Here is a 13,838-nt window from a genome sequence, read left to right as displayed (position 1 = left end):
GGTGGTGTCATGGATGGCATCGGCGAGTCCGCTGCAACCGCCGCCCGGGACATTCGAGTGGTGTTCAGCCGCCTACGACGTCGGCTGCGAGATGTCGAGGTCCGCAACGACCTGACCCCGTCACAGACAGCGGTGCTCACCCGGCTCTGGAAGGAAGGAGCCTCGTCGGCCAGCGTGTTGGCCGCCGCGGAGCGGGTACGTCCCCAGTCGATGGCAACCATCCTGGCCGCCTTGGGCCAGCGCGGATTCATCGAGCGCACACCCGACCCCGAAGATGGTCGGCGCCAAGTGGTCTCGTTGACAAAGGCGGGCCGTCAGCGTGCCGAAAGCGACCGCCAAGTGCGGGAGGAGTGGCTGGCACGGGAGTTGCAGGACCGCTACTCCGAAGCCGAACGCCGCATCATCGTCGACGCGCTGGCACTACTTGAACGATTGACCGAATCCTGAAAGGGCATTGGTTGCAATGGAAATAGGTGTGCACTTTATCGACTTTCTGCCCGGCGACACCGCGGAGCTGGGTCCGACACTGGCCAACGCGGCCAAGACCGCCGAGCAAGCCGGCGCGACGATGTTCACCCTGGCCGATCATTTCCTTCAGATGGAGAACACCGGGCGGCCGGCCGAGGATCCATTCCTCGAGGGTTACACATCGCTGGGTTTCCTTGCCGGACAGACGAACACGATCGATCTGACCCTGTTGGTCACCGGAGTCACCTATCGCCACCCGGGCGTGCTGGCCAAGACGGTTACCACCTTGGACGTGCTGTCGCAGGGCCGCTCGATGCTGGGCCTGGGCGCGGCGTGGTACGACCGCGAACACGCAGCCCTGGGCATTCCCTATCCGCCGGTGAGCCAACGCTTCGAGATGCTAGAGGAGACGCTGCACATCTGCCGGCAGATGTGGAGCGACGACAACGGGCCTTACACCGGCAAGCACTATCAGCTGGCCGAGACAATCTGTGAGCCGCAACCGATTCGACGCCCGCCGATCCTGATCGGTGGCGACGGCGAGAAGAAGACGCTGCGACTGGTCGCACAGTACGCCGACATATGGAACAGCACGGTTCAAGAGGTCGACGTGCTCCGGCACAAGGTCGACGTGCTGAACCGGCACTGCGACACCGTGGGCCGCGACCCCGTTGACATCCGCAAAACCGTTGGTATTCTTGCCGACCCGTTCGAGGACGTCGACGGCTACCTGAAGAACGTGCAGCGGTACGCCGAGCTGGGATTCACATTGATCAACGTCGGCCCGCTGCCGGGAAATCCCGATCCGGTCGGCTTCATCCGCCGCCTCGGCGACGAGCTGGTTCCGCGGCTCGCCGAGATCGGTTGAACACCAACGTATTTAGGCAGCCATACCCGGGATGGCCGGTAGCTCAACGTGGTCGATGTAAGCCGTGGCGGGAGCACCCGAATACCTGTCGTGATACCGATCCCGCTCCACAGTCCCGGTGATCGCGCTGAGGATCCCGATGACGATACCGACCACGATCAGGACCGCGCCGATCGCGATTCCGGCAATGGCCAACCCGCGGCCACCTTCACCGGTCTGCTTGATCTTGCCCAGGGCGATAATGCCGAAGATGATGCCGAGGATCGGCCCGATGCCGCAGAGCCATCCCAACAACGAGCAGACCAGTGAGGCGATGGCCATGCCGTTGGTGCCGGCTGCCGCGGGTGGGTAACCGCCGCCCGGCGCCGGCGGGTAGCCCGGCGCCGGCGGCGGGGGCGGGTAACTTCCTCCCGGCGGCGGCGGATAGCTCGGTCCCGGCGGCGGGGGCGAATAACCCTGCCCCGGCGGCGGATAGCCGGATTCGCCCGGTGGGGGCGGATAGCTAGGCGGTTCTTCCGTCACGACGCCTCCTGAGGTCAAGTGGTTCCATACTCTACGCCTTGGTCAGCCGGGGTACCGCGTGTAGCAGGCGTCCATATCGCCGGCCACGCCACCGCGGAACGCCGAAATGCGCGTGAAGCCGGCGGGCACGCTGGTCCCGTCCGCATCGCTGGCGACCATGTGGTTGGTGAGCAACCCGGCAACAGCCTCATCGAGGTCACCGGCGGTCAGTAACAGCTCCTTGTGGGAGGGGGTGTCGATCGGCTCGGCCATCTTGCGGTGCACCACACCGGTGAGGCACGCGGTCCGCAGCGCGGTCCACGGGCTCTGCATCGGTAGACCGCGTTCGTGTTGTACCGCAAGCGCGTATCTCGACATGACGATCGACAGGGCGGTGTCATCACCTTGCGGCAGGGTGTGTTCCTTCTCGTCGGAAACCTTCGCCATCGCCGCCAGGCCGGCCAGGTCGACCATGATGGTGTTGGTGGCCGGGCAGTAGGACGCGGGCGGACTGGGTTTGGCATCCGGGCACGGCGTGGTGTGGAAGGACAGGGTCGGCGCGCTCTTGGGCGAGAACACCTTTCCCAACAAGTCCATCAGTGTCGACAGCGTGTCTTCGTTGATCGGGACCTCGCCGGTCTCGGGGTCCCCGTTGGGGTCGGTCTGCAAACCCTTGGGCAGGTCTCCGCGGCGTTGCGTGATTTCCTGCTGGTTGATCCCCGCGCACGCCGACGCCCCGCTGATGAAGCCCATCTGGAAGGCGCCGACCCGATCCAGCGCCGACCCGTGCTCGTCGTCGTTCTCGGTTTCGGCATCCATCACCGGGTCACGAGTGACGATGATCCCGGCCAGCACATGGTCGAGGCCGTCGGCGGTGCTCAGCGTGAAACGCGGTGACTTCCCGGCGGCCACCCAATACAGATAGACCCCCGCGAAGCAGTCGGCCTGTTGCTCGCGGACGATGGTCGGGTCGCGTTTGGTCACCAGCTTCGCCATCTGCTGCAGGGCGTGGCCGAACTCGTGCGCCAGCACGCCGGTGACGGACATGTCGCCGAAATACTTTTGCGCGACCGGCATGAACACTCCGCGGTCCCAGGCGATCAGATTGCAGCGGGACGTGAAAAAGGCGTTGACGAGCTTGTACGTTTCGTTGTGGCAAACGATCGGACTGCTCGGGTCATTGGAGTCGTAGGAGACCAGTTTCGCGACGGGCAGGAACGTGCCCTGCAACGACTGGCTGTACGCCGATTTCCAGTAGTCCTCGATGTCGGTAACCGACAGCAACGACAACTTGTCGATCAGGCCGTTATCGGTGTTGATCACCGTGCCGTTCGGTGGCGCCGGGTTCTCGCGGATCCCGCTGTGGCCGTCGGTGGCGAGCAGATCGCTTACCCGGAACGGGTCGTTGAGCATCGACAAGGCCCGCCCGTCGAGGACGGTCGTACACCCCGCTACCACGAACACCGTCGCTGCACAGGCAATTGCCGCCCTCAGCGAACCGCTGATGACGCGCCTGCGACTGCCCTGCAGCCGACGTCGACCTTGCCCGCGGTTCATCATGCCCAACCTCATCCCGACCGGCTGCACGGCAGCATCAAAGGGTTCTCATTCTAGGTCCGCTGGTTGAACAGCGTAGCGAAAACCAGCGGCCCAGCAAACGCCGCTAGGGCAACCGGGTCCGATGCCGTTTGTCGTGGAGCGGGACGCCGTTGACACCGGAGATGGACATGGCGTAGCTGCCTGCCGCGTATGCCACGCCAGAACCCATGACGGCCAATGCTTCCCGGTTGATGTTGTCGATCGTGTCCCGGGGGCTTTGAAAATTGGGATCGTAGCCGACACCGGCCCGGCCGCCCCACAGGCGCGCTTGCACAGGGGATTTCAGCTGCGATGCGCCAGTGCTCATGCCGCCGATCGGCACCCCCGCGATCATGAACGGGTGGTAGTCGGTCCGGGTGCCCAACGGCATGTCGGCGGGCCGCTTGCCGGCCAGATTGAGATAGCCGGACAGGGTGCGCTCGATACCGGCCGAACCCTCGGGCACATCAGCGGACGCGATCCCCTGTCCGGGCGGGCCGGACTGATCGCCGTCGTCGGTGAAGAAGCCGGCGTTGGGCGAACCGAGCAGATTGAAGTCCAGGTACATCGCGATGTCGTTGAGCTGCTCGTCGTCCAGGCCGAACACGTAATCCATGACGCCGTTGAGCCCGTCCTCGTCGGCTCCCCAGAACACGAACCGCACCGCGTTGTTCACCGGCGCCAGTGGGCCCAGCTGCAGGGCGGTTTCCAGCACCGCGGCCACCCCGGACCCGTTGTCGTTGATGCCCGCACCGCTACGCGGACCGTCGAGGTGGGCGCCAACCATGATCACGTCGTTCGTCGAGCCAGTTTTGGTCTGCGCCAGCACATTTCGCGATGTGATCTTGACGTTCTCGGCGTCCAGCACCAGCCGCACCGGTGCGGTGGCGTGCGACAGCGCGCTGCCACCGTAGCTACTCACGACGGCGACCGGCATGGTCAGCTGCTTGTAGTAGCCCGCGGTGAACAACGTGGGCGGGGCGCCTTCGCCGGTGGCCGTGCTGACCACGATCACCGCCACGGCTCCCTTTGCCCTCGCGCTGTTCTGCTTGTCGACCACCGAGCAGCGCGCGTCGTCGACGACGGCGATGGCGCCCGCGGGCAGCGCGGCCGGGTAATCACCCGCCGCGCAGCCCGACGGTTGCGTGGGTTTCACCGGTTGGCCGCTGAGACCCCCCGGCGGTGTCCGGACCAGCAGCGAGGCCTGGTCCACCGAATAGCTGTTGCCGGCGATCGTCAGCGACGGCTTACCCGGTGACACCGCGTACAGTCGGTCGAACTGCGGCGTGGCCACCTCGAACCCCTTGCCGCGCAATGCTTTCGCGACATATTCGACGCTGGCGTCGTAGCCCGGTGTTCCCTCTGCCCGGTTACCCTTGTTGGCGTTGGCGATGTCCTGCAGCGCCCGCAGGTGCACGAACATCCCGTCGGCAGTGACCTTTCCGGCCAGCACCCGGCCGAGGTCCGGCGCGGCCGCCGGCGGTGCATGCCGGGGCGAGGAACACCCTGCCACCAGCCCGATCAGCACCAACACCGAGCACAGGTGGCGGATCATCGCTTTGCGAGCACGTGGCGGGTGCGGTCGGCCAGGGCGGGAACCCCGTTGTGTCCGGTGAGGTCCTGGGCGTACAGAGCGATCGCGTAGGCCACGCCGGCGCCGTTGATGCCCAGCGAGGTGCGGTCGATGTGGTCGAGCGTGTCCGTGCTCTTGTGGTAGTTCGGATCGAAAGGCTCGTCTGCGGTCCCGCCCCACAGCTTGGCTTGGTCGGCGGACTTCTTTGCCTCCGCGCCGGAGAACAAGCCGCCCGACGGGACACCAGCCTGGGTGAAGCCGTCGTAGTCGGAGCGTCCGTCGAACTGGGTGTCCTGCGCGGTCTTGCCGGCCGCCTTCAGGTAGGCGACCAGCGTGCGCTCGATGCCTGCCGAACCCTCTGGTACCACCGGTTGGCCGCGGGTGTCCGCCGGCAGGGATTGGTCACCGTCATAGGTGAAGTAACCGGGGTTCGGCGAGGCGAGCATGTCGAAATTCAAGTACAGCGCAATGTTTTTGAGGTCGTCGAGATTCAGTGATTCGACGTAGTTGCGCGATCCGATCAGTCCGAGTTCCTCGGCACCCCAGAACGCGAAGCGCACCGCGTTGTGCACCTGCGGCGAATTCCCGAGTTGCACTGCGGTTTCCAAGATTGCGGCGACACCGGAGCCGTTGTCGTTGATGCCCGGTCCCGCCAGGACGCTGTCCAGGTGTGCCCCGGCCATCACCACGTCGGTGGGCGAGCCCGTCTTGGTCTGCGCGATGATGTTGCGCGCTTTGAAACTCTGACTGCTGGCGTCCAGCTTGATCGTGACCGGCCCGGGCTGGGCGCGCAGTTGCAAACCGGTGGACTTGGTGACACCGACCGCCGGAATCTTCACGACGGTGTTCGCCCCGAGCGTGCCGCCCATCTGTTCCTCGTCGACATTGTCGGCGACGATCAACGCCACCGCGCCGCGCTGCGCTGCGGCGTCCTCCTTCTGCGCGAATGGACACGTGCCACGGTCGACGAGGACCACCGCGCCCCGCACCGCAAGCTTGTCGTAGTCCGAGGCCGCGCAGCCCTGGCCGTTGCCGGTCGACACGGCCAGCAACGGGCCGCTCACGCCGTCGGGTCCGGTGCCGAGGCTGAACTCGAGTGAGTGCGCCTCGACGGTCGTACCGCCGACCGTCACCGTGGGCTTCTCGGAATGAAAAACCCGCGCCGAGAACTCGGGGGTCTGCACGTCGAAACCGCTGTGGCGCAACGTATTTACCACATAGTCAACGCTGGCGTCGTAGCCGGGTGTGCCCACCGCCCGGGTGCCGTTATTGGCGTTGGCGATGTCTTGAAGCTTGGTCAGGTGCGTCATCATCGCGTCGGCCGTGACCTTGTTGTGCACGGTGTTGGCGAACTCCGCCGCGGCGGGATCGCTCGCCTGCTGGGAGTTCGCCGCCCGGTGCGAGCAACCGGTGATCACCACGGCGAGGGCGACCGTGGCGAGCATCGCCGCCAGCGTTCGGGATTTGTTCACCATCGCGCCCAAGGTTAGACGCCCGTCGCGCCTGGGCGCACTCGGCTCACCGCGGCGTGAGGTCAGACGTATAGCCCGCTGAAGGGCGCAAACGGAATGTTGCGCACCACAAACCAAACCGACACCAACGACAGCGTCACCATGGCCGCCCAACGTTGGTGTTGCCAGCTCCTGATCCGCCGGCCCGTCACCCGGCCGTAGGTCCAGGCCAGGTAGGCCCAGACCAACAGCACGACCGCCGCCAAGCCCAACGCGTTGAACCTGGCGGCGGCCATCAAGTTGCCGTGCAACAGCGAATAGATCATCCGTAGGCTGCCGCAACCGGGACAGTCGATACCCAGCAGAGCCTTGGTGGGACACACCGGCAGCGGGCCACCCGGGGTGGTCGGATCACCCATCCAGGTGGCCGCGCACACCAACGTCGTCGACGCGGCGACCATGAGCGGGGCGCCGAGACCGAGCGTGAGCGGCCGCTGGAGGGTCACCGTGAGTGCAAACCCTTACAGCATTGCGGCCATGGCCGCTGGGGTCGAGGTGTCGGCGGTCATGGCGATGATCGCCAGCACGATGCCGTACAGGACGGCGCTAACGACCGCGGCGATGACCGACCACTTCACCCACTTCTTGGCGGCATCGGCTGCGGCCTGCGCCTCGGCGTACTGACCCTGCGCCCACAACCCACTCACCTGAGTGGATTTGACGATGGCCACGATGCCGAATGGCAGACAGCAGAACAGTGTCGCCAAGATGGACCACACCAGATAGTTATCCGGTGCTTGCCCGGCGGGCTGCTGCGGCGGGTAACCCGGGGGCGGCGGTTGTGCAGTCATGAATTCTCCAGTCGCGAGAAGTTAGCTGGCGTGAAGCGTGCTTACCATACATGAGCGGAGTCGCCAGGGCACTATGTACGCATAAATCAGTTCGTCCACACCCCCGACATCATTGCCGCCGCAGCGCCTCTGCCGATGGTCGCGTTCGCTCGATCCCGGGCGTATCCACGAAATGCGTTGTGTGGGTCGTCTTCCCGTTATTGCCCGGAATCGCCCCAGGTCAGGCCCGAATAATGTGCAGAAAGACAATGTCGAGGCGGAATGTATTGCACAGTCCCGACATAGCCCTACGATTGCAATAGCCGCACCGCCACCGCGACCACCGAAAGGAGTCGCCGGATGTCACCTCTGAGTTACCCACTGCGCACTGCGACGGCGACGGTGCTCGCGGGTGGTTTGGCGTTTGCGGGCAACGCGACAGCGACCGCGGACCCCAACACCGGAAGCGGCGCGGATATCAACACACTAGCCAGCGCGCTGTCGAAGGGATACGGCCTCAACAACTGCATCGCCCAGGGGGCTCCCAGCGGCGCGCTGGCCTACCTACAGTGCGGACAGAGTCCGGACCCGAACGGGCCGCTGCTCGGCAAATATTTCCTTTTCAGCGACGGCAGCGCATTGGCAAGCTCATTCCAGCGCCTGATCGGTGGCGACTCCCTGAGTAACTGCGGGAATGCCGCCTCGCCGACGCCATGGCACCAGGGCAGCTCCACCGCCAACGCGGGATCGGTGGCGTGCGGGACTTTTCAGAACCATGCCGAGGTCATCTGGACCAATGAGGCCAAGAACACCCTCGGCGTGATCCGTGCCGCCGGCAACGACGTCTCATCGCTCTACCAGTGGTGGCGAGACAACGGCTGAGCTTTACCGTTGGGCCGCAACGGGTTCCAGAGCCGCGCTGCCGAGAATGTTGCCGGTGCAAACGGTATGCGACGGAATGGGTTGCGCAGCGGCAGTTTAGCCTTACGATCAGTCTGGCAAATAATTTGCTGGGTCCTCGGTCCCGGCGGTCCGACAAACCTCAGGAGTCGAGGATGCTTCACCCGACCAACGCCGCGATAGCCGCAGCTCTTACGGCTGCCTTTTGCTGTGTCGGTACCGCAACAGCGACCGCGGATACCGGCAGCTCGGCCGATGTCAACACGCTGGCCGCTTCGCTGGCGAAGGGTTACGGCCTCAACAATTGTCAATCGTCTCCCTTGACGGGGGCCGAATTGGCGGAGCTGCAGTGCGGGCCGAACCCCGACTCCGGCGGTCCGGCTTCCGCTGTCTACCAGCTCTTCAAGACTGCCAATGACCTCAGCGGCGCATACGCGTCCAACCTCAAAGACGTGACGCTGTCCTCATGCAGCGGCAGCGGCAGCGGCAGCAAAGATCCGGGCCCCTGGCACCAGGCCAGTTCCGATCAGGCCGGCGGCCAAATAGCATGCGGAACCTACAAGTCCGTCAGCCTGGTGCTCTGGACCGTCGACGGCAAAAACGTGTTGGGCTCCATCTTTTCCAAAGGTGACGTGCCCTCGCTCTACAAGTGGTGGCAGGCCAACGCCTGATCGGACTTGGGCGACAACAGGTTCCACGCTCGTGTCGCCGAAAATGATGCCGGTGTAAACCGTATTCGGCGGAATGGGTTGCATAGCCGTCGTTTGCCCCTACGATCATTCTGGCAAAGACAAATACCGTCGGCGCAGCCTTTTCAGGCGGTTACCCGAGTTTCAGGAGTCGAGGATGCCCCACCCGGCCAAGATGCTGCGAGCCGCGACGGCCGCAGTCTTTACAGCGACTTTCTTCTGCGTCGGCACTCCCACCGCGATGGCAGACAACAACGCCACGCTCCTGAGCGCCCTCTCGAAGGGCTACAGCAGCAGCAACTGCTCGTCTCAGGCGGTGTCCGACGTGCAGGGCTCGTTTACCGCCACGGTGGTAGCGGTCCTGCAGTGCGGACAGAACGCCGATTCCAGCGGCCCGATGGGCGGCAAGTACTTCCTGTTCGCCAACAGCGCCGACACGGCCAGCTCGTTCACCAAGCTCATCAGCAGTGACACCCTCGCCAACTGCGGGGACGCCAAATCGCCCACCACATGGCACCAGGGCAGCTCCGACTCCGCCGGACAGGTAGCCTGCGGAACGGATTCCGGTCAGGCCGAGGTCCTCTGGACCGTCGATGCCAAGAACGTGCTGGCCTTCATCCGCGCGTCCAACTCAGACACGGCAGCCCTGTACAAGTGGTGGCAGTCCAACGGCTGAGTTTTAAAGCTGGGCCGCAACGAGTTCGGCCACCGCTTTCATCCCCGCGCCGTTGGGATGTAGCGGCGCCGGCCGACCCGGCAGCGGCACAATGGATTTCGCCGGTCTGGTCGTCCACGGCTGGGTAGACCATGCGTGATGATCCCTACTGGCCGCGGCGGCCCTGACCACCCCGCAGCCGGATGCCGCGGCGGCGTCGGCCGTGAGCCGTTCCAGCGCCGCGGCCACGTGGCGGCCCAGGGCGGCATCCGCATCCGAGATCGGAGGTGCCGACATGCCCTCGGGCGGCAGGATTGTCAGGTAGTCGACGAAGAAAACCCGTGCGCGCGGGGCCCGTTCACACACGGCTTTCCCTACCGCACACAAGGACTCGGAAACTTCTGCCAGGGCCCGTTCGCGCACGCCACGGTCCAACAGTTCGGCGATCCGCGCGCCCAGCAGCGGCAGCCGCCGCGTCGCCCGTGGCAGGGCCGCTGCCATCAGCAGCGGAACGTAGCCGACGTCGTTGCCACCGATCGTGATCGTGACGAGGTCCTCCGAGCCGTCCAGCGCGGTGATCTGGGGCGGGGCGGTGTGCTGACGATCGGTGAGGATGTGGGCGGTGGTGGCGCCGGAAAAGGTGACATCGACCAGTTGGAGGTTCCTCTGCTCGGCGAGCAGGTGCGCATAGTTGCGCGCCGATCGGCCCGACCATCGGGGAGCGCCTTGAACGCGCGGCTGGATGCCCGGACCGGCAGCCATCGAACTGCCCAGCGCTACATATCGTTTCGATGGACTCTTCGCTTCGCTCATCGCCCGGCTGTTCGCATCACTCGATGGCCCGCTGCTGCGCGGGCCGGTCCCCGGCCCGCATCGTCGTCGGGTGTGGGCTGGATGCCTGCGCCCAGAAGCGCTTCGGGATCCGCCCGGCGCGCCGCGCCAGATAGCCGGCGGTGACTGCGGCCGCCATCGCGGCCGCCATCGCGGGCGGATCGGTGGCCCGGGTCACCGCGGTGGCCAACAACACCGCGTCACAACCCAACTCCATCGCCAGCGCGGCGTCACTCGCGGTGCCGATGCCGGCGTCGAGGATTACCGGAACACCGGCCCGCGCGACGATCATCTCGATGTTGTGGGGGTTGGTGATGCCCAGCCCGGTTCCGATCGGTGAACCCAAGGGCATCACCGCGGCGCACCCGGTGTCCTCCAGCCGGCGGGCCAGCGCCGGGTCGTCGTTGGTGTAGGGCAGCACGACGAATCCGTCGTCGACCAATTGCTCTGCCGCCCGGACTAATTCGACCGCGTCGGGCAGCAACGTGCGCTCGTCGGCGATCACCTCCAGTTTGACCCAGTTGGTGTTCAGTGCCTCGCGTGCCAGCTGTGCGGTGAGCACCGCTTCGGCCGCGCTGCGGCACCCCGCGGTGTTGGGCAACGGCGTGATGCCAAGCCGGTTGAGCAGGTCGAGCAATCCGGTACCGCCCTCGGCGTCTACGCGGCGCATCGCGACCGTGGTCAGCTCGGTGCCCGAGGTCCTCAGCGCATCTTCCAGCACCGCCAGGCTGGTCGCTCCCCCGGTACCCATGATCAGCCGCGAAGCGAAGCTGCGGTCCGCGATCGTCAGCTTGGAATCAGCCACCCTGCACCGCCGTCACTACCTCGAGCCGAGCACCATCGAAAAGCTTTGTGGTCCAACTGGACCGGGGCAGCACCGCATCGTCCATGGCCACCGCTATGCCCTGTTCGGGAAATCCGAGCGATTCCAGCAACCCGGCGACGGTGGTCGGGCCATCGACCTCGACCTCGTTTGCGTTGACTACCACGATCATGACTGGACTCCTACCGCAACGAGCTGGGACACAATCTGTTCGGCGGTCCACGGCGCCAGCAGAAAACCTGACCGGCCGTGCCCGGTCGCGACCAAGGTGCGGTCGTCCAGGCGATGCACCAGCGGAAGGTTATCCGGTGTCATCGGGCGCAGCCCGGCGGCGCACTCGGCCAGCTCGTATTCACCCAGCGCCGGCAGCACCGCGCACGCGTCGTCGAGCAGATCACGTACTCCGGATACCACCGGGGCGGTGTCCCGGCCGTGTTCGTACTGCGTCGCACCCACGACAACCCCATCCGCACGCGGCACAACGTACACCTGACGGCCGTGCACACGTGCGCGAATTACTCTGCCCAGCAACGGCATACAGCCCTTACGCCAGCGCAGTCGCAGCACCTCGCCCTTCACCGGGCGCACCGGCAGGCCGGGGCACAGCGCCGGCGCGTCGATGCCGTTGGCGATCACCACGGCGTCGCCGCAGACTCGCGACAGGTCCTGCGCCGGCGGCGCCCATGCCACACCGAGACGTTCGCAATCCGCCGCCAGCGCGTCGAGGACGGCACGGTTGTCCACGGCCAGTTCGGTGGGTGCCCGAAAGCCATGCCGGATGCCTTGCGCGAGAAGGGGTTCGACGTCGCGAGCGGCCGGCTCCCAGATAACGGGATGCCCTTGTGCGTCCAGCCAGTCCGCCACGGTGCGCAGGTCGGCGACATCGGCCCGGTCGACGGCCACCACCAGCGACTCGCGGGCGGTGACCACCTCCGGCGGCAGCCCGTCCAGGTAGCCACCTTCACGCCACAGCCGCAGCGAGTCCAGTCCCAGCCTCAGCAATCGCTCCTCGCCGGGCCAGCCCTCGCTGTGCGGGGCCAGCATGCCGCCGGCGACCCAGGATGCGCCGTGCGCGCCGGTGCGGTGCACCCGCACCGACCATCCGGCTCTGGCCGCCCGGCGCGCCACGGACAGCCCGATGACGCCACCGCCGATGACGGCCAGCGTCCCTGCCTCTGACATCTTCCGCTCCCTTCGCCGGCATGATCCGGATCAGGTGTGACGGTAAGGACAGCTCCGGCGCTTTCCGGCTGTGTCCACTCTCAGCCCCGCAGATCGCCCGGGACTCCCGTGTCTCTCGTTGTTCGGGTTCTACGCTAGCGCGCTAGCGTCGCGGTGTGCACGATCCTGTTACCCGTCTTACCGGCGCCCGGCTCTATCTGTGTACCGACGCGCGCCGCGAGCGCGGCGACCTGGCCCAGTTCGCCGAGGCAGCCCTGGCCGGCGGAGTGGACATCATCCAGCTGCGCGACAAGGGGTCGGCCGGAGAACGGCGGTTCGGCCCACTGGAGGCGCGCGAGGAGCTGGCCGCGTGCGAGATCCTCGCGGACGCGGCCCGCCGGCACGGCGCACTGTTCGCGGTCAACGATCGGGCCGACATCGCCCGGGCGGCCGGGGCCGATGTGCTGCACCTGGGCCAGGGTGATCTGCCACCGGACGTGGCCCGCGACACCGTCGGGCCCCACCCGCTGATCGGCCTGTCCACCCACGACGCCGACCAGGTCAAAGACGCCACGACGGCCGCCGTCGACTACTTCTGCGTCGGCCCGTGCTGGCCCACTCCCACCAAACCCGACCGTTTGGCGCCCGGGTTGCCGCTGGTCGAGACGGCCGCCCGGCTCAACCCGGCCAAACCGTGGTTCGCGATCGGCGGCATCGACGCGCAACGGCTGCCCGAGGTGCTGGGGGCTGGGGCCCGGCGAATCGTGGTGGTGCGCGCGATCACCGCGGCCGACGACCCCCGGGCCGCGGCCGAACAGCTCAGTTCAGCGCTTCGAGCAGCGAACTGATCCGGGGACTCAGGTGCGACGGCGCCTGATCCGCGTCGACCGGCATGCACCAGACGAAGACCCCGGCGTCGATCTCCAGCGTGCGCGGCAGGTGCTGGCGCCGTTCGTCGCCGTGGCCGAGCGGAATCAGCGCCGTCGCGGTGCGCAGCCGCTCCCAGCTGGCGGCGAAGCCGGGATGCAGCGGCAGATCGGCCACCTCGTTCTCGGCGACCCAGCGCATTTCGGCGCTTTCCCGGTTGGGCACCGTGTGCAGCAACTCGCCGGCGTCGGCGATGACGGTGGTGTAGGACCAGTGGGTACCGGCGATCCCGGCGACCTCGGCGGTGACCACGGTCGCGCGCACGGCCACGCGCTCGGCGAGCAGCCCGGCCTCCTCGTGGGCTTCGCGGACCGCCGTCTCCTCCGGGGTTTCGTGGCTATCCCGGGCGCCGCCGGGCAACCCCCAGGTGCCGCCCTGATGACTCCACACCGCCCGGTGTTGCAGCAACACCGCGGGGGTACCGTCGGGCCGTGGCGCCCGCAGCAGCAGACCCGCAGCGCCGTACCGACCCCAGTAGTGGGCGCCGCTGTCGGATATCACCCATCCGTCACCGTCGCCATGCACGTGTTCAGGATATGCAGCCGATCACCGAAATTGGGCCGCCTCCCCCCATCCGCGCCGA

Annotated in this window: 17 protein-coding genes and 1 riboswitch; of the genes, 6 read left to right on the top strand and 11 right to left on the bottom strand. The window is 66.5% G+C overall.

The annotated features are described in order from the left end of the window. Positions 1-9 precede the first annotated feature (9 nt). Positions 10-447: a MarR family winged helix-turn-helix transcriptional regulator gene (locus ACAG21_RS00595; RefSeq protein ID WP_370494127.1), complete on the top strand. Its 438-nt coding sequence runs from the start codon at positions 10-12 to the stop codon at positions 445-447. 16 nt (positions 448-463) lie between these two features. Continuing rightward, positions 464-1,336, top strand: coding sequence for an LLM class F420-dependent oxidoreductase (locus ACAG21_RS00590; RefSeq protein WP_370494126.1), 873 nt, complete (start codon positions 464-466; stop codon positions 1,334-1,336). A gap of 12 nt (positions 1,337-1,348) precedes the next feature. On the opposite strand, the gene ACAG21_RS00585 is transcribed toward ACAG21_RS00590, so the two are convergent. The 6 genes from ACAG21_RS00585 to ACAG21_RS00560 all read right to left on the bottom strand — a co-directional run bounded on the left by ACAG21_RS00585 (position 1,349) and on the right by ACAG21_RS00560 (position 7,290). Further along, on the bottom strand, positions 1,349-1,858 hold the full coding sequence (locus ACAG21_RS00585) for a DUF4190 domain-containing protein (protein WP_370494125.1): 510 nt from the start codon (positions 1,856-1,858) through the stop codon (positions 1,349-1,351). 42 nt (positions 1,859-1,900) lie between these two features. After that, positions 1,901-3,397, bottom strand: coding sequence for a peptidase (locus ACAG21_RS00580; RefSeq protein ID WP_370494124.1), 1,497 nt, complete (start codon positions 3,395-3,397; stop codon positions 1,901-1,903). A 103-nt stretch (positions 3,398-3,500) separates the two neighbouring features. Beyond that, positions 3,501-4,970 carry a M28 family peptidase gene (locus ACAG21_RS00575; protein ID WP_370494123.1) on the bottom strand — a complete coding sequence of 490 codons (1,470 nt, stop codon included), beginning with the start codon at positions 4,968-4,970 and terminating at the stop codon, positions 3,501-3,503. Next, the gene (locus tag ACAG21_RS00570) at positions 4,967-6,463 is read right to left on the bottom strand and encodes a M28 family metallopeptidase (protein ID WP_370494122.1); all 1,497 of its coding nucleotides are present in this window, start codon (positions 6,461-6,463) and stop codon (positions 4,967-4,969) included. The genes ACAG21_RS00575 and ACAG21_RS00570 overlap by 4 nt, the downstream gene beginning before the upstream one ends. A gap of 59 nt (positions 6,464-6,522) precedes the next feature. Further along, positions 6,523-6,900, bottom strand: a complete 378-nt coding sequence (locus ACAG21_RS00565) for a DUF2752 domain-containing protein (protein WP_370494525.1) — start codon at positions 6,898-6,900, stop codon at positions 6,523-6,525. Between the two features lie 60 nt (positions 6,901-6,960). Beyond that, positions 6,961-7,290, bottom strand: a complete 330-nt coding sequence (locus ACAG21_RS00560; protein ID WP_370494121.1) for a CD225/dispanin family protein — start codon at positions 7,288-7,290, stop codon at positions 6,961-6,963. Positions 7,291-7,629: 339 nt separating this feature from the next. Here ACAG21_RS00560 and ACAG21_RS00555 point away from each other — a divergent pair, with 339 nt between their 5' ends. From ACAG21_RS00555 to ACAG21_RS00545, 3 genes are all read left to right on the top strand, one after another. Beyond that, positions 7,630-8,151 carry a serine/threonine protein kinase gene (locus ACAG21_RS00555; protein WP_370494120.1) on the top strand — a complete coding sequence of 174 codons (522 nt, stop codon included), beginning with the start codon at positions 7,630-7,632 and terminating at the stop codon, positions 8,149-8,151. Between the two features lie 173 nt (positions 8,152-8,324). Then, positions 8,325-8,840, top strand: coding sequence for a serine/threonine protein kinase (locus ACAG21_RS00550; RefSeq protein ID WP_370494119.1), 516 nt, complete (start codon positions 8,325-8,327; stop codon positions 8,838-8,840). Between the two features lie 175 nt (positions 8,841-9,015). Next, positions 9,016-9,534 carry a serine/threonine protein kinase gene (locus tag ACAG21_RS00545; RefSeq protein ID WP_370494118.1) on the top strand — a complete coding sequence of 173 codons (519 nt, stop codon included), beginning with the start codon at positions 9,016-9,018 and terminating at the stop codon, positions 9,532-9,534. A gap of 3 nt (positions 9,535-9,537) precedes the next feature. Here the strand turns inward: ACAG21_RS00545 and ACAG21_RS00540 are convergent, their stop codons facing one another. The 4 genes from ACAG21_RS00540 to thiO all read right to left on the bottom strand — a co-directional run bounded on the left by ACAG21_RS00540 (position 9,538) and on the right by thiO (position 12,349). Next, entirely contained in the window at positions 9,538-10,326 is a 789-nt protein-coding gene (locus ACAG21_RS00540) for an SGNH/GDSL hydrolase family protein (RefSeq protein ID WP_370494117.1), read from the bottom strand. Between the two features lie 16 nt (positions 10,327-10,342). Next, positions 10,343-11,149, bottom strand: a complete 807-nt coding sequence (locus ACAG21_RS00535) for a thiazole synthase (protein WP_370494116.1) — start codon at positions 11,147-11,149, stop codon at positions 10,343-10,345. After that, positions 11,142-11,339 (bottom strand): sulfur carrier protein ThiS, encoded by a 198-nt coding sequence (thiS, locus tag ACAG21_RS00530; protein WP_370494115.1) that lies wholly within the window; start codon positions 11,337-11,339, stop codon positions 11,142-11,144. The genes ACAG21_RS00535 and thiS overlap by 8 nt, the downstream gene beginning before the upstream one ends. Then, positions 11,336-12,349: a glycine oxidase ThiO gene (gene thiO / locus ACAG21_RS00525; protein WP_370494114.1), complete on the bottom strand. Its 1,014-nt coding sequence runs from the start codon at positions 12,347-12,349 to the stop codon at positions 11,336-11,338. Before thiO ends, thiS begins: the two co-directional genes overlap by 4 nt. After that, a riboswitch (TPP riboswitch) is annotated at positions 12,340-12,469 on the bottom strand. (Overlaps the previous gene by 10 nt.) 35 nt (positions 12,470-12,504) lie before the next feature. Between thiO and thiE the strand changes: the two genes are divergently transcribed. Beyond that, positions 12,505-13,176 (top strand): thiamine phosphate synthase, encoded by a 672-nt coding sequence (thiE, locus tag ACAG21_RS00520; RefSeq protein WP_370494113.1) that lies wholly within the window; start codon positions 12,505-12,507, stop codon positions 13,174-13,176. On the opposite strand, the gene ACAG21_RS00515 is transcribed toward thiE, so the two are convergent. Next, positions 13,148-13,780, bottom strand: a complete 633-nt coding sequence (locus tag ACAG21_RS00515) for an NUDIX domain-containing protein (RefSeq protein WP_370494112.1) — start codon at positions 13,778-13,780, stop codon at positions 13,148-13,150. The genes thiE and ACAG21_RS00515 overlap by 29 nt on opposite strands. Positions 13,781-13,838 lie beyond the last annotated feature (58 nt).

Origin of the sequence: Mycobacterium sp. pR1184 (assembly GCF_041287235.1) — a bacterium.
Taxonomy (GTDB): Bacteria; Actinomycetota; Actinomycetes; order Mycobacteriales; family Mycobacteriaceae; genus Mycobacterium.
Note: the sequence above shows the minus strand (reverse complement) of the source record. Positions and strands in the feature narration are given on the sequence as shown.